The organism is Rhodohalobacter barkolensis, assembly GCF_002834295.1.
Lineage (GTDB): Bacteria > Bacteroidota > Rhodothermia > Balneolales > Balneolaceae > Rhodohalobacter > Rhodohalobacter barkolensis.
In genome coordinates, this window is record NZ_PISP01000003.1 from 112,714 (window position 1) to 132,594 (window position 19,881).

At 43.5% G+C, this 19,881-nt stretch carries 18 protein-coding genes; 12 read left to right on the plus strand and 6 right to left on the minus strand.

The window, feature by feature from the left end:
- Both CWD77_RS10495 and CWD77_RS10500 read left to right on the plus strand, forming a co-directional pair.
- Entirely contained in the window at positions 1-954 is a 954-nt protein-coding gene (locus tag CWD77_RS10495) for an SPFH domain-containing protein (RefSeq protein WP_101073533.1), read from the plus strand.
- Positions 951-1,898, plus strand: a complete 948-nt coding sequence (locus tag CWD77_RS10500) for an SPFH domain-containing protein (RefSeq protein WP_101073534.1) — start codon at positions 951-953, stop codon at positions 1,896-1,898. Before CWD77_RS10495 ends, CWD77_RS10500 begins: the two co-directional genes overlap by 4 nt.
- Positions 1,899-1,942: 44 nt before the next feature.
- Here the strand turns inward: CWD77_RS10500 and CWD77_RS10505 are convergent, their stop codons facing one another.
- Positions 1,943-3,271, minus strand: coding sequence for a DNA polymerase Y family protein (locus tag CWD77_RS10505; RefSeq protein ID WP_101073535.1), 1,329 nt, complete (start codon positions 3,269-3,271; stop codon positions 1,943-1,945).
- Between the two features lie 144 nt (positions 3,272-3,415).
- Between CWD77_RS10505 and CWD77_RS10510 the strand changes: the two genes are divergently transcribed.
- Together CWD77_RS10510 and CWD77_RS10515 are read left to right on the plus strand one after the other, a co-directional pair.
- Complete coding sequence (locus tag CWD77_RS10510) at positions 3,416-4,105, plus strand: SOS response-associated peptidase (RefSeq protein ID WP_101073536.1); 690 nt, start codon at positions 3,416-3,418, stop codon at positions 4,103-4,105.
- Between the two features lie 72 nt (positions 4,106-4,177).
- On the plus strand, positions 4,178-4,468 hold the full coding sequence (locus CWD77_RS10515) for a hypothetical protein (protein ID WP_101073537.1): 291 nt from the start codon (positions 4,178-4,180) through the stop codon (positions 4,466-4,468).
- A gap of 98 nt (positions 4,469-4,566) precedes the next feature.
- Here CWD77_RS10515 and groL read toward each other — a convergent pair whose 3' ends face one another.
- The 3 genes from groL to rsmA all read right to left on the minus strand — a co-directional run bounded on the left by groL (position 4,567) and on the right by rsmA (position 7,529).
- On the minus strand, positions 4,567-6,234 hold the full coding sequence (groL, locus tag CWD77_RS10520; RefSeq protein WP_101073538.1) for a chaperonin GroEL: 1,668 nt from the start codon (positions 6,232-6,234) through the stop codon (positions 4,567-4,569).
- A 51-nt stretch (positions 6,235-6,285) separates the two neighbouring features.
- On the minus strand, positions 6,286-6,573 hold the full coding sequence (gene groES, locus CWD77_RS10525; RefSeq protein ID WP_069133402.1) for a co-chaperone GroES: 288 nt from the start codon (positions 6,571-6,573) through the stop codon (positions 6,286-6,288).
- A 176-nt stretch (positions 6,574-6,749) separates the two neighbouring features.
- Positions 6,750-7,529, minus strand: coding sequence for a 16S rRNA (adenine(1518)-N(6)/adenine(1519)-N(6))-dimethyltransferase RsmA (gene rsmA / locus CWD77_RS10530; RefSeq protein WP_101073539.1), 780 nt, complete (start codon positions 7,527-7,529; stop codon positions 6,750-6,752).
- A 192-nt stretch (positions 7,530-7,721) separates the two neighbouring features.
- Here rsmA and CWD77_RS10535 point away from each other — a divergent pair, with 192 nt between their 5' ends.
- Together CWD77_RS10535 and CWD77_RS10540 are read left to right on the plus strand one after the other, a co-directional pair.
- Positions 7,722-8,876 carry an alanine dehydrogenase gene (locus tag CWD77_RS10535; RefSeq protein WP_240596769.1) on the plus strand — a complete coding sequence of 385 codons (1,155 nt, stop codon included), beginning with the start codon at positions 7,722-7,724 and terminating at the stop codon, positions 8,874-8,876.
- Between the two features lie 127 nt (positions 8,877-9,003).
- A complete protein-coding gene (locus CWD77_RS10540; RefSeq protein WP_101073541.1) occupies positions 9,004-9,372 on the plus strand; it encodes a hypothetical protein in 369 nt (122 codons plus the stop codon).
- A gap of 46 nt (positions 9,373-9,418) precedes the next feature.
- On the opposite strand, the gene acs is transcribed toward CWD77_RS10540, so the two are convergent.
- Positions 9,419-11,317 (minus strand): acetate--CoA ligase, encoded by a 1,899-nt coding sequence (acs, locus tag CWD77_RS10545; protein WP_206018001.1) that lies wholly within the window; start codon positions 11,315-11,317, stop codon positions 9,419-9,421.
- A 163-nt stretch (positions 11,318-11,480) separates the two neighbouring features.
- Here acs and CWD77_RS10550 point away from each other — a divergent pair, with 163 nt between their 5' ends.
- Genes CWD77_RS10550 through CWD77_RS10560 form a run of 3 tightly spaced genes read left to right on the plus strand, consistent with a single transcriptional unit; the run spans position 11,481 to position 15,258 of the window.
- Positions 11,481-13,934 (plus strand): ligase-associated DNA damage response DEXH box helicase, encoded by a 2,454-nt coding sequence (locus CWD77_RS10550; RefSeq protein WP_101073542.1) that lies wholly within the window; start codon positions 11,481-11,483, stop codon positions 13,932-13,934.
- Positions 13,935-13,940: 6 nt separating this feature from the next.
- Positions 13,941-14,609 (plus strand): ligase-associated DNA damage response endonuclease PdeM, encoded by a 669-nt coding sequence (pdeM, locus tag CWD77_RS10555; protein WP_101073543.1) that lies wholly within the window; start codon positions 13,941-13,943, stop codon positions 14,607-14,609.
- A 55-nt stretch (positions 14,610-14,664) separates the two neighbouring features.
- Entirely contained in the window at positions 14,665-15,258 is a 594-nt protein-coding gene (locus tag CWD77_RS10560; protein ID WP_133120219.1) for a DUF6992 family protein, read from the plus strand.
- A gap of 4 nt (positions 15,259-15,262) precedes the next feature.
- Here CWD77_RS10560 and CWD77_RS10565 read toward each other — a convergent pair whose 3' ends face one another.
- Positions 15,263-15,817 carry an RNA polymerase sigma factor gene (locus tag CWD77_RS10565; RefSeq protein WP_101073545.1) on the minus strand — a complete coding sequence of 185 codons (555 nt, stop codon included), beginning with the start codon at positions 15,815-15,817 and terminating at the stop codon, positions 15,263-15,265.
- A 272-nt stretch (positions 15,818-16,089) separates the two neighbouring features.
- Between CWD77_RS10565 and CWD77_RS10570 the strand changes: the two genes are divergently transcribed.
- The 3 genes from CWD77_RS10570 to CWD77_RS10580 are packed head-to-tail and all read left to right on the plus strand — an operon-like array spanning position 16,090 to position 19,794.
- On the plus strand, positions 16,090-16,317 hold the full coding sequence (locus CWD77_RS10570) for a hypothetical protein (protein WP_101073546.1): 228 nt from the start codon (positions 16,090-16,092) through the stop codon (positions 16,315-16,317).
- A gap of 52 nt (positions 16,318-16,369) precedes the next feature.
- Positions 16,370-16,567, plus strand: a complete 198-nt coding sequence (locus tag CWD77_RS10575) for a hypothetical protein (protein WP_101073547.1) — start codon at positions 16,370-16,372, stop codon at positions 16,565-16,567.
- Between the two features lie 56 nt (positions 16,568-16,623).
- Positions 16,624-19,794, plus strand: coding sequence for a CHAT domain-containing protein (locus tag CWD77_RS10580; protein WP_101073548.1), 3,171 nt, complete (start codon positions 16,624-16,626; stop codon positions 19,792-19,794).
- Positions 19,795-19,881 lie beyond the last annotated feature (87 nt).

The following is a 19,881-nucleotide window of genomic DNA, read 5'->3' on the forward strand; positions in this document are numbered from 1 at the left end:
ATGTGGACAGCACTACTCATATTTTTTGCAATCCTTTTTGTGATTATAACTCGACTTTTCATCATTGTGGAGTTCCGTGAAGAGGTCATCCAGGAGCGTCTTGGAAAATATAAAAAAACGCTATCTCCGGGCTTTCATTTTATGATACCCTTTGTTGATCGTGCCGCATACCGGCAGGAGATGCGAGAACAGGTGATTGATGTACCGAGCCAAACCTGTATTACCAAAGATAATATTGAAGTGGCCGTTGACGGGCTGATCTACATTAAGGTGATGGATGCGTACCGCGCCAGCTACGGAATTTCGAATTACATAGCCGCGGCAGTTAATCTTGCGCAAACCACCATGCGGAGCGAAATCGGTAAAATTACGCTCGACGATACGTTTTCGGAACGGGATATGATGAACGAGAATATTGTGGAAGAGATCGATAAGGCCGCCGACCCCTGGGGAATTAAGGTAATGCGGTACGAGATCAAAAATATTAGTCCCTCCAATGATATTGTAGATACCATGGAGAAGCAGATGGAGGCCGAGCGTGAAAAGCGTGCTGAAATCACAAATTCTGAAGGGTACAGGGAAGCACGGATTAACGAATCAAAGGGAGAGCAACAAAGCCAGATTTTAATCTCAGAAGCTCAGCGGCAGCGTAGAATCAACGAAGCTAAAGGACGGGCAAAGGAGATTGAGTTGATTGCAACCGCAACTGCCAATGGAATCCGGCGGGTTTCCAAAGCCATTGAAAAACCGGGCGGTGATATAGCCGTCAAGACAAAACTTGTAGAGCAGTATATCGACCAGTTTGGCAAAATTATTAAGAGTACAAATGTTTCAGTTCTCCCAACAGAGACTGCCAACCTAAAAACATTTTTTGAGGGCGTTGGAACACTTAATCGACACACTCAAAACAGTCATTCATCTTCATCAGCTAATCCGCAGGGGCCAACATCATGAGTGCATTAAATATTTTTAGCCAGGTTGTACTGGCGATTTTTGCGATCTATCTGACGTTTAAATTTTTACAGGCACTACGCCTTGTGCCCAATCAATACGCGCACATCGTGGAGCGTCTCGGGAATTACCACAAAACGCTTGGACCCGGATTTCACGCCCTGATTCCTTTTGTGGATAAGGTCGTTTACAAGCAGGACCTGCGTGAGGAAACCATTGAGGTAGAACCCCAGGAATGTTTCACCAAAGACAATGTAAAAGTTGAGGTGGATGGTGTTCTTTATCTTAGCGTAGTCGATCCCGTGAACGCCAGTTATGGGATCACCAACTATCGATACGCCGCAGTGCAACTCGCGCAAACCACCACGCGTTCTGTGATTGGACTTCTGGACCTTGACGAAACGTTCGAGGAACGAGCCAAGATGAGCAAGAAAGTGGTTGAAGTGTTGGGAGATGTGGAGCGCTTGTGGGGAATTCGCGTGCATCGATATGAAATCAAAAACATCAATACTCCCCGTACCGTACAAAAAGCGATGGAGCGTCAAATGACGGCTGAAAGAGAGCGACGGGCCGTAATCGCTAAATCTGAAGGTGTTCGGGACTCAAACGTAAATGACGCCCAGGGACGAAGAGCCGAAATGGTAAACATCTCCGAGGCAGAAATGCAGCGCAGAATAAACGAAGCGGAAGGTTGGGCCAATGAGATTGAGGCGATCGCCGAAGCCACCGCCGTTTCCATCGAGCAGATAGCCGATGCCATATCACAGCCTAAGGGGAAAGAGGCGATGAAACTGCAGCTAAAACAGAAATACTTAAAAGTACTGGACGGACTGGGCAAAGATGAGAATCAAATCATTTTGCCGAAAGACATCACAAACTACGATTCATTGATAGAAGGCCTTTCCCTCGAGCAGCTTGACGAGGTTGAGGATACACCTAAAAAGTAGTCAACATTTTACCAGACAAAAGGGAATTTCCTGCTTCGTGAATTTTAACTTCGATTCACAAAATGGGTGTTCCCTTTTACGCTTTCGTGAATAGCCGCTTTTGCTACCGTATCGGGTCCGTAGCAGTTATTCAGGCAGTCGGCCGCACGGGTCAGTCCCCTCAAATCGTTATCTTCCTGAAAAAATAGCTCGCCCTGTTCCGTCTGCTGCATTTCGATGGTGTGCAGACCAATTCCCCTGATTTTGATATTTCTCTCCAGTGCACTGTTCACAATTCGCATCGCCTCAGTCAGGCATGCGTCCAGTACGTAGTCGTCCAGATTGGTAAATCCCGCTGTGGTAAAGGTAAAAGAGTGCCCTTCCCAATGCGCCTCTTGGTAACGAATATGACACCCCCAACGCCTTGCTTTTCGCTGATATCCGCGCATTCGGTAGCAGACCTTCCGTACGGCTTTTACAATCTCCCCTTTCACTTCAATGGGATTGTCTGTCCAGTCCGAAAACGTGTGCATGTAGCTTACTTCATCCGGAATATGAACCTCATCGATCAGCACCCGCGCCTTGTCACGTCCGGCTACCGTTTCCCAGAAGAGCTGTCCCTGCATCTCACCAAAAAGTTTCTGAAACGGACCTTTCCCCTGCTTGATGGCATCCCCGATGGTGTGAATATTGTACTTCTTCAGGTGTTCGTATCGCCTCCGCCCTATACCCCACACCTCATCAATCGGGAGCGGGTAGATATATTGGGCGGCATCATCCGGTGTGAGAATCAGAGAAAGCCCTTTTGGCTTCTGCAGATCTGACGCCAGTTTTGAATAGGTTTTACTGGTTGCAATGCCCACCGAACAGACAAGCCCAAGCCTCCGATAAATTTCCTCTTTCAGTTTCCGGGCATACGCCTCCAGTTGCGAGCGAGCCTTTCTGAGCAGAAATGTGATGTCCATGAAGTACTCATCCATCGAGTATTTCTCCACTTCCGGTGAGTAGGAGTCGAGAATCGATTTCAGTTGTCGGCTGATCGCTTTGTACTTATCATAGTCGATCTGTTTAAACACCAGGTATGGACAAATTTGTGACGCCTCAAACGCGCTCATGGCAGTTTTCACCCCCAGGGCACGCGCCTCGTAGCTGGCCGTTGCCACAATACCACGTGCCACGCCGTTCGGTTTTCTCCATCCTCCCATCGCTACCGGTAACCCGTACAGGTTGTAGGCCTGCTGTTCAACCTGAGCATAAAAACAGTTCATATCCAGATGCAGATATAATCTCTTTTTACGGGAAATGTGCTGATGCTCTTTCGCTACCGTGCTGTATAGCGTTATGCGATGCACATCCTGTTCCAGATCATAATCGGTATACTCTTTCGGGTCCATACCACAGTATAAAAAGTTTATTTACATATTTCATACATATATTTTGTAATTGTCATTCCGCAATGATCAAGACTAAACGAGACACCAAAATTCTCCCTACCTTTACCGTTCAATAAACCCCGACTGACATATAAATGACTGACTATGTGCGGACGCTATGTTTTAAAAATCACCTTGCAGGAGCTCCAACAGAAATATGGGGCAACTCCCGAAGGAATATTTACCATTGAAGAGAATTACAATGTTGCTCCAAGCCTGCATATGCCGGTCATTGTTCAGCAGGGAGACCAGCGAAAGATTGACAAGTATCGCTGGGGACTGATTCCATTCTGGGCAAAAGAGATCAACTCGGGCTACTCGATGATCAATGCCAGGGCGGAATCGCTTGAACAAAAGAAGTCTTACGCTTCCCCCTTCAAATCAAAACGATGTGTGATACCGGCCAATGGTTTTTATGAATGGAAGAAAGCCGGCGGAGAAAAAATCCCTCATTACATTACTCAAAAACGGTCGGAGTTGATAAACTTTGCCGGGCTCTATGAGGAGTGGAAACCACAGAAAGAGGGCGAGGCTCCCATCAAAAGTTTCACCATTATCACAACCGATGCCAACAAACCCATTTCTGAACTTCACGACCGGATGCCGGCCATGCTGCTGGATGAAGAACTGGATATCTGGCTCGACCCGGAAAACAAGGATACAGACTCCCTCAAAGATCTGCTGCGTCCATGGCCAAATGATGACATCTCTTTCTATCGGGTAGGCAAAGAGGTGAACAGCGCCAGAAATTCAGGCAAGCAACTCATCAACCCCTACCGGGATCTTTTCTCATAAAGTTCTGCATACATATTGATATATGTGTGATATATGTTTAAACTGTTTCTCCATAATATTAGAGGAAGCAGTATGAGCAAAAAAGAGAAATATCCGCCCATTAACGTACTTAATGTCATGCGGGGATTCCGCACCCCCGATCTGCCTCACGCAGTTACGCCCTACCGGTTTGAACTTCGCAACGGAGAGAAGCACCGCATTAAACAAATCCGGCAAACGCATCGCGAAAGGGTCGGCAAAGCTTACCACTACCACTATGTAGTTTTGACCAAAAAGGAGCGATATTTTCACCTCGTTTTTGATTCCGGTACCATGATCTGGCGCGTAGTACAGGAGGTGGACAGTGAACTGTTTTTTGGATAAAACCGAAGATTTGCGCCAAAAGAAAAGCCTCAACCCAGAATCGGATTGAGGCTTTAAAATCAAACTGAATAGTCAGTCTGGGTTTTATGGGGGTGGAATTACATCATTCCTCCCATGCCGCCCATTCCTCCCATTCCGCCCGGCATACCACCTGGCATTCCGCCATCGTCGTCATCATCATTCTTTGATGGTTTGTCGACGACTACAGCTTCGGTTGTCAGCATCAAGCCGGCAACTGAGGCAGCATTTTCAAGTGCGGTTCGGGTTACTTTCGTTGGGTCGATAACACCCGCTTTGATCAGATCTTCGTATACTTCGGTACGAGCGTTGTAACCGAAAGCGTCTTTTCCTTCAAGCACTTTCTGTACAACGATGGATCCTTCAACACCGGCGTTGTTTGCAATAGCTCTCAATGGAGCTTCAAGCGCACGCTTAATGATGTTGAATCCAACTTCCTGATCGCCGTTTTCAGCTTTCAGTTTATCGAAAACTTTCAACGTTCTCAGGAATGCCACACCACCGCCGGGAACAATTCCCTCTTCTACGGCAGCACGTGTTGCGTGCAGGGCATCTTCAACGCGAGCTTTCTTCTCTTTCATTTCAACTTCAGAAGCAGCTCCGATGTAAAGTACTGCAACTCCGCCGCTTAGTTTGGCAAGACGCTCTTGCAGCTTCTCACGGTCGTAGTCAGAAGTTGTGTTCTCGATCTGAGATTTAATCTGATTGATACGTGCTTTAATGTCATCAGACTTGCCATTACCGCCAACGAGAGTTGTATCGTCTTTAGTAATGTTTAGTCGATCTGCTGTACCGAGGAAGTCGAGAGTCGCATTTTCAAGCTTGTAACCGCGCTCTTCGCTGATTACGGTACCGCCGGTCAGAATTGCGATATCTTCGAGCATTGCTTTTCTTCTGTCGCCAAAGCCCGGAGCTTTTACAGCTGCAATCTTCAATGATCCGCGCAGTTTGTTCACAACCAGAGTAGCCAGTGCTTCGCCTTCAATATCTTCGGCGATAATCAGCAGCGGCTTGTTGGTTTGAATCACTTTCTCAAGGATTGGAAGCAGGTCCTTCATCGCAGAGATCTTCTTGTCGAAAATCAGGATGTAAGGATCTTCCATTTCAGTGGTCATATTCTCACTGTTGGTCACAAAGTATGGAGAGAGGTATCCTCTGTCGAACTGCATACCTTCTACAGTTTCGAGGTAGGTTTCAGTACCTTTTGCCTCTTCAACGGTAATCACACCATCTTTACCAACTTTCTCCATAGCATCGGCAATGTTATTACCGATCTCTTCGTCGCCGTTTGCAGAAATGGTTCCAACCTGACGGATACTGTCGAGACTGTCGCCAACAGGTTTGCTCAGAGCCTTCAGCTCTTTTACAACCGCATCAACCGCAGTTTCAATACCACGCTTCAGTTCCATTGGGTTTGCACCGGCAGTAACGTTTTTCAGACCGGTTTGAATAATGGACTGAGCCAATACGGTAGCCGTTGTTGTACCGTCACCCGCATTGTCATTTGTTTTAGACGCAACTTCACGTACCATCTGTGCGCCCATATTTTCAACCTTATCAGAGAGTTCAATCTCTTTAGCTACGGTTACACCATCTTTGGTTACGGTTGGTGCTCCGAAAGATTTCTCAATAACTACATTTCTTCCGCGAGGGCCCAATGTAACTTTAACTGCGTTCGCAAGCTTATCCACGCCGCGTTTTAGTGCGTCGCGTGCTTCCGCATCGTAATGAACTAGTTTTGCTGACATAATTTTAAATTGTTTTGTTAGTGTTTATTAAATCGTTTTTGACAAATGCTGTTAGGATACAATACCGAGAATGTCTGATTCTCTCATAATCAGATACTCTTCACCATCAAGAGTAACTTCGGTTCCGGAATACTTTCCGTAGAGGACTTCATCTCCTTTCTTAACAGACATGTCGATCTTGTTCCCGTTTTCAACTTTTCCGGGACCTGCCTCAACCACGGTTCCCCGTTGTGGTTTCTCTTTTGCAGTGTCAGGGATGATAATTCCGGAGCTGGTTTTTTCTTCAGCTTCGATCGGGCGAACAAGCACTCGATCGCTTAATGGTTTTATACTAGCCATATTATGACTCCTTACTTATTAGGTTTTTGGTTAATCGTTAATTTTTTGTCACGCATAGAATGCGCTTTTTCTTCTGCCTTGATGTCTGCAACATCCGTACCAAAACCAAAGAAGTGCCAAATGGTATTCGAATTGTTAAAATGAAGGGGTTACATCAGATCAAACAGACATATAAGTCATGAAAATGTGCCAAGTTGTTCAAGGCGGGCTGTCAACTTTTCATACATGTCGGGCGTCAGTGCTTCGGCTCGTAAGTTAAAGTCGAATTCATCTTCCGGCAACTCCGCATCCAACCGCCTCAGGGCATTGCTCAATTTCTTTCTTCTCTGATTGAACGCCATGCGCACAACCGTTTTTAAATTCTTATCCGAACATGTCATATCCGGCCTGTCGAATGTCAATTTTAACACGGCGCTGTTCACATTTGGCGGCGGTGAAAAAACACCGGGCGGAACATCAAACAAAATCACCGGACTGCTCATCAGCTGAGTCTGAACACTCAATATTCCGTACTCTTTACTTCGCGGGTCGGCCACAATTCTCTCTGCTACCTCTTTCTGCATCATCAACAGTGCAGATTGAATATGCTTTCTATACTCCAAAACTTTAAATAAAATCTGACTGGTGATGTAGTACGGAAGATTCCCAACTACATGAACAGGCTTGTCGGCAACTACAAATTCGGACCAATCGCTTTTTAAAATATCCCCATGAACAATTTTCAGATTCGGATGCTCTGCCGAAAGATGCTCAACCATTCTCTGATCAATCTCCACGGCCACTACATCATCATACTCTTGCAGTATCAAACCGGTAATAGCACCTGCTCCCGGACCAATTTCCACAATTCTGTCGCTCTTTTGAGCCGGGATGGAATCCACAATTTTCCGGATCATATTGGGATCCTTCAAAAAATGCTGGCCTAAACTTTTTTTTGTTCTGGGATGATTCGCCATTCGTTGCGTATTATATCTAAATGAAGATCTGGTTGAATTTGATTAGATTAACTTAAAGGATTTTTTAAACATTTATGGATGATGTGCAAAATCAATTTATATCATCCGCTCACTTAGTAGATTGCTCTTGTTATGGAACTCAATCCTTTCGACACCGAACAGTTAGGTATTCAGACCTTAGAAAAGAGTCTGATGAAGACCAAATCAGCCCGTTCACTGAAAATCGGTCTGCCTAAAGAAACTTCAAATGATGAGCGGCGAATTTCTCTTACTCCCGGAGGTGTCTCCATTCTTGTGGCAAATGGCCATGAAATTTATGTTGAAAAAAATGCAGGAGCAGATGCACACTTTTCAGATAATGAATATGCCGAAGCCGGTGCAGAAATCGCTCATAGCGCAGAAGAACTTTTCAAAAAGTCTGAAATGATCGTAAAGGTGGCACCTCCCACCAAAACTGAACTTGGCTGGATGCAGCCAAATCAGATTTTACTGTCAGCCCTTCATCTTGGCCACACTACGCCCGATTTTTTGAATTCACTCATTAAGAAAGGAGTCTGCGCCATCGGATATGAGTACATTAAAAGCCGCGACAATGAGTTCCCGATTGTTCGGATGATGCACGAAATTACGGGATCAATGGCTGTTCAGATCGCTGCACACTATTTAGAAAATAGCAGCGACGGACAGGGAATTATGTTAGGAGGCATTTCCGGAATTCCGCCGGCAACCGTCGCCATTTTAGGTGCCGGAATTACCGGAGAGTATGCTGCCCGAACCGCTCTCGGTTACGGAGCACAGGTTTTTGTGATGGATAACGATCTCGCCATGCTTCGCCGTCTCGAAAATTCTTTTGATCGACGAATTATTACCGCTACGGCAAATCATCAATATCTCTCCACCGCTTTGGATTTTGCTGATGTAGTAATTGGCGCTGCCATGACAGAAGGTGAACGTGCACCCTGCTGGGTGACAGACCCGATGGTTCAATCTATGAAATCGGGCAGTGTAATTGTCGATACCGTTATCGACCAGGGCGGATGCATTTCTACCAGCGTACCGACTACACACTCCAATCCGGTTTTTAAAAAATATGATGTGGTTCACTACTGTGTTCCCAATATTCCATCCAACGTAGCCCGCACAGCCACGTACGCACTAAACAACGTAATCGTCCCCTACCTTGTTGATTTGGGAGACGCAGGAGGCATTGAGGAGTGTTTATGGAATAATACAGCTCTTCGGAATGGCGCCTATATTTACAAAAAGCACCTGACGAAAAAAGGCCTTGCCGAACAGTTTGAAATGCCGTACCGGGATATCGAAATGCTAATTGCGAGCCAGATTTAACTTTCTGTAAAAGTGAAAAGGCAAAAGTAAAAAACTATTTCACACTTTTTTGATATTACACTTTTCACTTTTTCGGTTTGCCTTTTGACGGATCACCTTACATATCAAAGAATAAACAACTTTCACAATGCCTGCTTCTGAACTGAGCGAAAAAAATTATCGCCGAATTGCATTTATTAACTGGGCGCTCTCCGTTCCTCTTTTACTGATCTTTGCCTGGCCTTATTATTTCCTGTGCAATTCTATCGGAATCAGTAAAATTATCTCTTATCCGGGTTCTATACTTTTTGCATTACCTTTTATGCTCACCATTTTACATGGGCACGTAACCACTGCTATGGGAGCGCTTCATCGGCAACACTACTACAACTGGCTGAAAAGTCACCCCTTTACTTTTGGTGTCCTTTTCCATCCGGTTATTGCCAGTACTCGCTTCAGATTAGTACTCTTTCTATTAAGTACGATTCTTTTAGGAATTGGCTATATCGTAATTTAATTACAGAAATAAATAGGGTGAGTGTTTTCTCACCCTATAAATTCTACTAATACGCCTTTCCTTTTTTGATATCCTCAACAACAGCCGGATCGAGAAGTGTGGAAGTATCCCCGATATTTTCCAAATCCTTGGCCGCAATTTTCCTCAGAATTCTTCTCATAATTTTCCCGGATCGTGTCTTGGGTAAACCGGATACAATCTGGACTTTATCAGGTTTGGCAATTGGGCCGATGATTTTGGTTACCAGATCATGTATTTCGCCCTTAAAGGCTTCGGGATCTTTAGGATCTTTTTCACAAACCATAAATGCAAAAATCCCTTGCCCCTTCACGTCATGCGGATATCCAACAATGGCCGCCTCCACAATATTCGGATGCTCATCGATGGCATTTTCAATTTCAGCCGTACCGAGTCGGTGACCTGATACATTCAATACATCATCCACACGTCCGGTAATACGGTAGTAACCGTCTGCATCCCGCCGGCAGCCATCACCTGTAAAATAGTACCCTTTGTACGTGCTCATGTACGTTTTTAAGTAGCGCTCATGATCACCCCAGATGGTTCGGGCAATTCCCGGCCAGGGATGTTTGATACATAGATTTCCGTTTACGCCATTCCCTTCAATCTCTTTGCCGTTTTCATCCATCAATACCGGAGAGATTCCCGGGAGTGGCAGTGTGGCAAAGCCGGGTTTTGTTGGCGTAATCCCGGCAAGCGGTGAAATGGAAATACCACCCGTTTCCGTTTGCCACCAGGTATCCACAATGGGACAACGTCCTCCGCCAACATGGTCGTTATACCAGTGCCATGCCTCCTCATTAATCGGTTCTCCAACCGAACCCAACACCTTCAGTGAGCTTAGATCATATTTTTGAACATAGTTTATATCGTAACTCATCAGAGCGCGAATGGCCGTTGGTGCCGTGTAGAAGTGTGTGACTCTGTACTTTTCAACCACTTCCCAGAATCTGCCCGGATCGGGATAGGTAGGTGTTCCCTCAAAAATTATCCCTGTTGCGCCATTAAATAGCGGACCATATATAATATAGGAATGCCCTGTAATCCATCCGGCATCTGCTGTACACCAATAGACATCCTCCTCTTCTACCTGGAACACATTTCTGAAGGTATAGCTTGTGTAAACCATGTAGCCGCCACATGTGTGCAATACTCCCTTTGGTTTACCAGTAGACCCCGATGTGTATAGAATAAAAAGTGGGTCTTCCGCATCCATTTCAACAGCTTTATGCCGTTTGGATGCGTTCCGAATAAGCATATGCCACCATTCGTCCCGCCCTTCAACCCAACCAATTTCTCGGTTGGTTCTCTGGCAAACAATTACATTTTTAACCGTTGGGCAATTCTCGAGTGCTTCATCGGAAATCTCTTTTAGCGGAACGTGCTTATCTCCGCGACGAAGGCCGTCATTTGTGATCAGCATCTTCGCATCGCAATCCTGGATACGCTCGGCGAGAGACTGTGCCGAAAAACCGGCAAATACAATAGAGTGTACCGCCCCGATACGCGCACAGGCCAGTGCAGAAATAATCAATTCGGGCGTCATCGCCATATAAATACAGACTCGATCCCCTTTCTCAATTCCTTTGCTCTCCAAAACATTGGCAAATCTGCAAACATCTTCATGCAGCTGGCGATAGGTGATCGTCCGGCGAAAACTATCCGGGTGATTCGGTTCAAAAATAAATGCCGTTTTATGGCCGATGGTGTTCAAATGGCGGTCGAGCATGTTTTCAGTGATATTAAGCTTACCACCCTCAAACCACTTTATGTCCCCATTTTCAAAACCGCCGGAATGCACTTTATCCCAGCTTTTTCGCCAGTAAAACGTACCGGCCTCGTGCTCCCAAAACTTTTCCCGATCCTTCTCGCTCTGTTCGTAAACCTCTTTGTACTCTTCAAATGATTTAATATTCAGCCACATGAGTCAACCTGTTTAATTTGATGTTAAATCGAAGCGCTTTCATGTTGTCGTTTTTTCAGACCATTTTCAAGGAGATTTTCAACATTTTGCCTAATAAGTAAAGGAACGGCGGGAAAGCAGTAATAATTACCATTACCTGATTTGCATCGATTTATTCACAAAAATGCCCCACGGATTACAAATTGTAGAAAAATGGTTTGCAGAAAAAGGTCAACAACCTTTTGAATGGCAAAGAAATGTCTGGAAAGTGATGGCGGATGGCAAAAGTGGTTTGGTAAATGCCCCAACCGGAAGCGGAAAAACTTTAGCACTATTTATTCCCTCATTAATCCGATGGGTTGAAGAGTATCCGGACTCCTACAAAGATCGGGAAAACAACGGACTGCAACTACTGTGGATTACCCCGCTGAGAGCACTGGCCAAAGATATTGAGCAGGCCATGCTGGAGGTCGTAGTCGATATGGGTATCAAATGGATCGTTCAGCGGCGAACAGGCGACGTCTCGAGTTCCATTAAACAGAAGCAGAAGAATCAGATGCCGGAAGTTCTGATCACAACTCCGGAAAGCCTGCACATCCTGTTAGCTCAAAAAGGTTACCCAAAAAGATTTAGAAATCTTAAAACGGTCGTGGTTGATGAATGGCATGAACTCATCGGCTCCAAGCGCGGAACACAAACAGAACTGGGAATTTCCCGCTTACGTGGAATGAACCCCGATCTTCAAGTCTGGGGCATTTCTGCAACCATTGGAAACTTGGAAGAAGCCCGCGACACTCTTTTAGGTCCTGCACATTCCAAAACAGGACAAATCATGAAAACAGACATCCAGAAAAAAATTCACGCATACTCTATTCTTCCGGATGATGTAGAGAGATTTCCATGGTCAGGCCATTTAGGCATTCAATTGTTACCAAAAATTCTGCCACTTCTGGATGAGCCGGGATCAACCTTAATCTTCACCAATACCCGATCTCAGTCCGAAATATGGTTTCGAAATATCCTGGAAGCCAAGCCTGAGCTTGCCGGCACCATCGCTCTTCACCACGGGTCACTCTCGTCCGATATACGCAACTGGGTTGAGGATGCCCTTCATGATGGAATTTTAAAAACCGTTGTCTGTACCTCCAGTCTCGATCTGGGAGTCGATTTCCGGCCCGTGGATAAAGTCATACAGATTGGCAGCCCCAAGGGAGTTTCACGGTTTCTTCAGCGAGCCGGAAGAAGTGGTCACAGCCCAGGGGCTGAAAGTAACATCTGGTTTGTACCCACCAATGCACTGGAACTGATAGAAGCTGCTGCTCTCAAGGATGCCATAGACAAAAACGAAGTTGAAAGCCGGATCCCGATTCTGAAACCTTTTGATGTGCTCATTCAATATCTCGTCACACTTGCCGTATCGGAAGGCTTTCAACCGGATCAGATTTATGATGAGGTAAAGAAGACGTTTACTTATCAAACCCTTCGTGATGATGAGTGGAGCTCTATTCTTAATTTCATTCATACAGGTGGCGCTTCACTCAGCCGGTACGATGAATACTCCAAAACAGAAATTGACAGTGATGGAACCTGGAAAGTAAATGACCGGAAGATTGCCCAAAGGCACCGAATGTCTATCGGCACCATCACCAGCGACACGATGCTTCGGGTAAAATATCTCAAAGGAGGAAATCTGGGAAGAATTGAAGAGTGGTTTATCTCCCAATTAAATACGGGCGATTCATTTTGGTTCGCCGGACGAAATCTGGAACTGGTGCAAATCAAAAACATGACTGTATTTGTTCGGAAAACAAAGAAAGCTTCCAGCAAAGTACCCAGCTGGCTTGGTGGCAGAATGTCGCTGTCGTCCAATATGTCTCAGCTGCTTCGTGAAAAATTCCGGGAAGCTTCTCTAGGAGATACTGAAAGTGAAGACCTACAAGCCATCCAACCCATATTGGATATTCAAAAGAGAAGATCTGTCATTCCAAACGACGATCAATTCTTAATTGAAAAATCGTGGTCAAAAGAGGGTTGTCACTGCTTCTTTTTCCCATTTGAAGGGCGCTATGTTCATGAAGGACTGTCTGCACTGGTTGCCCACAGAATATCAAAAATCACACCTATTACGTTCTCCATTGCAATGAACGACTACGGGTTCGAGCTTCTTTCCGATCAGGATATTCCCATTCAGAAAGCTTTGGCTAATAACCTTTTTTCACAAGAAAATCTGATCAGGGATATTTTAAGCAGCTTGAACGATACTGAATTGGCTAAGCGGAAATTTCGAGGAATCAGTCAAATTGCGGGACTTGTCTTTTCCGGATTTCCCGGAAACAAAAAAGCGGGGAAACATCTACAGATGTCCTCTTCGCTATTTTTTGATGTGTTTATGGAGTATGAACCCGATCATCTTTTACTACAGCAGGCATACGACGAAGTTTTGAGCCAGCAACTGGACGAGTCACGTTTGCGTCGGGCATTGAATCGTATTTCCCGGCAAGAGGTTGTGGTAAAAGAGATCGATCGTTTTTCTCCGCTTGCTTTCCCCATTTACGTGGATCGTTTGCGAGAGAGGCTCTCATCAGAAAAGCTGCTTGACCGTATTTTGAAAATGCAGAAAAACCTTGAAAAAGATTAATTCATTATGATTCCCGAAGGTTCTAAAATAGTAGAATGCCAAAATCAGCAACTGCTTCTTTTACCGCAGAAAGCACTTTTCTGGCAGGAAAAACAGTATCTCATACTGAGCGACCTTCATTTAGGTAAAACAGGGCACTTCAGAAAGTCGGGAATAGCGGCGCCTGCAAAAGCCAATCTTAAAAATCTGGATCGATTGTCGCATCTTATAGACACTTTGAATCCGGTACATCTTTATTTTCTTGGCGACCTCTTTCACAGCAGTGCTAACCGGGAGTGGTTTCAATTTGAGGAGTGGAGGCACTCCTATCCTGAATTAGAAATTACATTGGTATCGGGAAATCACGATCAACTGCACACCTCCTTTTACCGGCACGCTCAAATAAATGTTGTTGAGCTTCTGGAGGCTGATCCTTTTGTTTTCATGCATGATGCATCCAGTTATACTTCAAATAGCGAATTAACATCAATTGCAGGACACATTCATCCGGGTATAAAAATTAGCAGCAAAGGCAGACAGAATCATCGCCTGCCGTGTTTTTCAATATCTAAGGATCAAATCATACTTCCGGCATTTGGCGAATTTACGGGATTACATATCATTCAGGTTGAATCTGATCAAAAGATTTACCCCATTGTTGGGAATAAAGTCATCGAATTAAATATGGCAAAATGAATGAAACCACCTTTCACTTCGGTTTATGAAAAATATTCACACTCATTCCAAAATCATGAAAAAATCCCTCTTTCTTTTTTTACTGATACAGATTCTTTTTGCAAGCTGGTCTTTTGCTCAGAATTCCACACTCGACTTAGAGCAGATCAATCAGGATCGACTAAGCTTAAACAGTAACGGAATGTTTATATTGGGCGGATGGGCTATAACCAATCTGGCTATCGGGGGAATTGGCATGACTCAAACAAATGGTCGCCTAAAATATTTTCACCAAATGAATGCGATGTGGAATACCGTGAATCTGGGTATTGCCGGTTTTGGTTACTATGGGCTACACAACTCCTCTACAAATATATCGCTTTCTGAAACCGTGAGGGAGTTCCACAATTTTGAAAACATCCTCCTGTTCAACGCGGGACTCGATGTGGGATATATGGCCATCGGAGCCTACTTATGGGAAAGGGGATTGCGCAAGGAGAGTGACAGATTGGTTGGCTACGGACAGTCAATGATCGTTCAGGGTGGATTTCTTTTTACCTTTGATGTCATTCTCTACCTGTTAAGCAAGAATCAAAGTCGTCCTTTAATGGAGAGTCTTGAAAACATCCAATTTACGGGTACTGCACTTTCTGTGACGATTCCTTTTTGAAAACCTATTTAGAAGATTTCCTCTTATAGCAGTGATGAAGAATATTCAATATTCTGGATTTTCGAATTCGAACATTCCCACTGGAAATATTAAAGTGGTCGGCATACTCTTTACTGCTTTTATCCGGGTGCTTAAGCATATACTGAATAAGTGAACGACTTTCACGGTCAAGTTCATAGAGACACTCCTCCAGATGCTGCATTCGTTCCTCATCTACCAGGTTCCGAATCTGCTCTGCAGGTTCAGCTTGATCATACGCTTCATCAGGTGCCGCAAAACGATGTTGATACTTTTTGTATCGAACATATTCATTTTTAACAGATAGAGTTATGTATCGAAAAATATACTTATGCTCGCGAATTTTATCTTTTCGAATTCGATCATAAACTTCTGTAAATACTTCCTGAGTGCATTCCCGGGCTTCATTTCTGTCGGCACTCATGGTAACAACCAGATAGTCTACAATCCTGGGCATAAGTTCATCAAGCAGCCTATTTGCCGTTGAATCGTCCCCATTTTGTATAGCTTCTACCAATTCCGAATAATCAACTCTGGCCAAAACTGTTTCCTATTCTGTTAAATTTCCCCTGGTTATAAACCAAAACCATATTAACATTCCATTTGAGAGTCCGCAAAAAGAATATATAAACCGATTCAAAGAGTACAAATGATTTTTGTAAATAACATCTGTTTTCAAAATCAATTTATTAAAATTTCAATGCATCCATAGACAATTAACTTTATTTCACTTACAATTTATTTTGTAACATAATAGATACAAATTACTCTTGTTCTTAAGGACTTTTACACTTAATGATTAACTAAACTAACATGAAAACTATCATGGATACTTATAAAACAGTGATTTCAAAATTATCTTTATCTGCATTTGCTCTTTTCTTAGCTGCAGGCTGTGCAACTGTTACAGACGCTAACATCGACCTGCCCGAAGAGAACAACGACAACATCACCACCGTAGAAAAAGCCGGGGACGTCTGGGACCAAAAAGGCGGAAATGACATGGACCCCATTATCGTCAAACCAGAAATGACCGACTAACTAACTCTCTCTAACCATACGCTCAATACTTAACTCAATAAAACCGATTGCTATGAAAACTCTGATCACCGCTCTATTTACTCTCTCACTGCTCTTCGCCGGATGTGCAACTGTTACAGACGCTAACATCGACCTGCCCGAAGAGAACAACGACAACATCACCACCGTAGAAAAAGCCGGGGACGTCTGGGACCAAAAAGGCGGAAATGACATGGACCCCATTATCGTCAAACCAGAAATGACCGACTGATATTACTTGTAATCTTAGTATTTTTGATTACGACTATTTTTATCTAAGCTCTTTTGATGTTCAAAGTCTCTCTATTACTGCTCATTATCTCTGTCTATTCAGACTCATGGACAGACTATATCCATCAGTTCCTGGACGAGCAAATTAATAGTGAGGTCAGTTCTGAAACCGTATGGGCTACGGGCACACTTTACTATTCAAGCCCGGATGAATATCAGGACGTGATCCTTGATCACATTGTGGATGAACAAATCAAGAGTTATTTACAGGGGAATAGTGACTTAAAGGACTACATTCAGCAAATGAGTTTCCATCTTGAAGATGAACATTTGCTCCTTTCATATTTGCTGCTCGAAGAAGATATCGAAAGACGTACAGAGATTTACGAGAGCTTCTATAACAACTACCCGGGTTTAGGTCTCAGGGAGTTAAATGATCTTGTTAAAGACGGAGAAAAATTAGACGAAAAAAGCATTGCCAATTCAATCATTGGTTTTGAACATTTCCTGATTTCTTTCCACGTGAGCAACAATAACGTTACGTCAGATGAATTTTTCAATCAGGTCAAAGCTCTTTGGCAACAGTCCGGTGGATCATCTGTTATCCCCACAACAAGTAAAAGCTATCAAATTGCATCCATTCTAAAGGCATACTACGAAACCGGCGAGTATGGATCCATCAATGGACTTTACAATGAGTTTCATCATCTCCAAAACTTACCGCATTCAAAAATAAAATTAAACTTGCTGTGGGGTGCTGAATTTGCCTTATATCGATTGGGATATGTGGATAAAAGCCTTGAAACACAGAGAAAATTTACCATCCCAATCAGTAGTTTCCTTGAGCTCAACTCCACATTGAACTCAATCTTAGCTTCCCACGGAGGGTATCTTTATCAAATTGGGAAATATCAGGAAGCTAAGAACACATTTTTATCCATATTGGATCAGGCTGAAAATCTGCCTTTATCATTTCAAGCTAGCTTATACAACAATTTAAGTCTTGTACTCTACAAAACCGGTGAATCCTCAAATTATATTGAAACACAATTAAAAGCTCTTGAAATAGCAGATGAACTTGAAAATCATGATTTCAAAAGTAGGATTTTAAGAAATCTTCACATTTTTTATGCACAAAACAAAAATTGGAGATTGGCTACTGAATATATTGACGAAGCTGCAAACTTAGCATATAAAGTTGAAAATAAAGACGAGTTAATTTCAATCCACATATCAAAAGCAGATTTCACATATAATAGTCTTAACGATAGTGAAGCAGCCTTTCGATATTTAGAGTTAGCAAATTCATTCGTTGATGACAACACATTACCTAGATTTAAACTTAGAGTTTTATTTCAAAGAGCTCAATTATTAAAGCGTGAAAAAAGGTTTAATGAAAGTCTCAACGTTTTAAATGAAATAATTGCTATAACCGGCGGTCAATCGGATACTGTTAGATACTTAGAAGCAATGATTCGTTTGGGGCAGATCAATCTGGAACTAGGAGACCCTCTCGAGGCAAGACAACTTATGCGTGAGGTCCGAGCTCATGATATGACTGATCTCGAATTTTCTGTTCTTATTCTAGCTCAAACCGTTCAAGCACAGATTGCTCAGCATTTTGGTGATCCTTTGGAAGCAGACCGGTTGTATTCAGAAGCAGCTGATTTAGTGTTTGAACGTTCACGAAATACCTCTGAAGCCGAATCCGGATATTGGACCGTCGAAGAAGATTATCTTTACCTGTTTGAAAAATATGCCGATTTTCTCCTGGATAATGAGCTGTACACTGATGCTCTGATGTTGTTTGATCGTATCAAAACCATCAACGATGCTACCCTGACTGAGAATCCACTGGTCCGATCTTCCAGACAAAGTGAGGAGTCGCTTACAGAGATTCAAAACCTAACCCAGGAGATGGATCGAGTAAGAAGAGAAATTTTAACGTCGAATGACGACAACCGTCTTACACTCCAAAACAGGCTTGCCCGTTTGTCAGCCGAGCGAAAATCGTTAACTGAATCGGACCAAAACAGACTTGAAAGTGAACCGGTTAATATTCTCTCCATTCAACGTCAACTTAGAGATTCACAAACATTACTGCACCTCACTGAAATTGGACAAAATATCTTTCTGGCAGTTTTACAAAGAGACGATTTACAAATCAAGAAACTACCCCTCAATAACGAAAATCGACAACTTTTTGAAGCTGCTACTGAGTCTATTCTGGTGGGAAGAACTGAATTGGATAAATTATACCAGATAGGACAATTAATTAACATAGACGATATTGCAAGCCATTCTAATTCTATCATTGTGATGCCGGATGGATTTTTCCATCAGCTGCCATTAGGTGTTATCCCGGTCCAGTCACCAATTTCTCCCTACAGTTACGGTTCTGCACAATATCTTATTGAAGAAGCTGAAGTTCGAAATCTGAACAGTTTAAAAGATATGACGGAGCGAGCTGTACGAACAGATCATCAGTTCGGTTTTTCAGGTTTTGGCGTAGACGACTTCCAGAATGAGGCTACATCAAGAAGCTTGGTATCACTTCCCAAAGCACCAATGGAAATTTCCTCTATTAATCAGCAGTTAAACCGTTTAAATAATAACCGGACATTTATTAATGAGTCTGCGACTGTTAGCCAATTTCAACAAACAGCCGGTAACAGTAAAATTCTTCACATGGCAACTCACAGTGAAGTGTCAGAAAGTGATCCTCTTTTCTCAACACTCCATTTTTATGCCGATGAGACTGAAAACTCTGAACAGGTTCTCACAGGCCGGCTTTTTGCGTATGAACTGTTTGACCTGAATCTGCAAAATGATCTGATTATGCTTAACTCCTGTGAATCCGGTGGCGACCGATTTCTACAGGGAAGTGGTGTAATGGGAATCAGCAGGGCACTCAGGTATGCCGGAGCGAAAAGCCTCGTACTTAATTCCTGGTCCGTAAATGACCAGTATGCAGCTGAATTTGCTGAAGAATTTTATAAACATCTGAATAACGGTGAAAATAAATCCAGAGCTCTTCAGCTCGCTAAAGTTCATTTCATTAAAAATAAAAATGCAAACCCGCACTTTTGGGGACCTTACATTCTGAATGGAGACAACCGGCCAATTGTAAACAGTAACAAATGGTTTGCAGGTACTCTACTTTTAGCATTGGTATTCTTGTCAGGTTTAGTCTTTACCGGTCGCCGAAAACAAAAACTGGCAGCCTGAAATTCTAAATCTAAGAGGTGATTTCACTCCTTTTACCACTCAGTCATTCTGGCAAATAACAGTCCCGCACTATTCCCCCACTCTTTT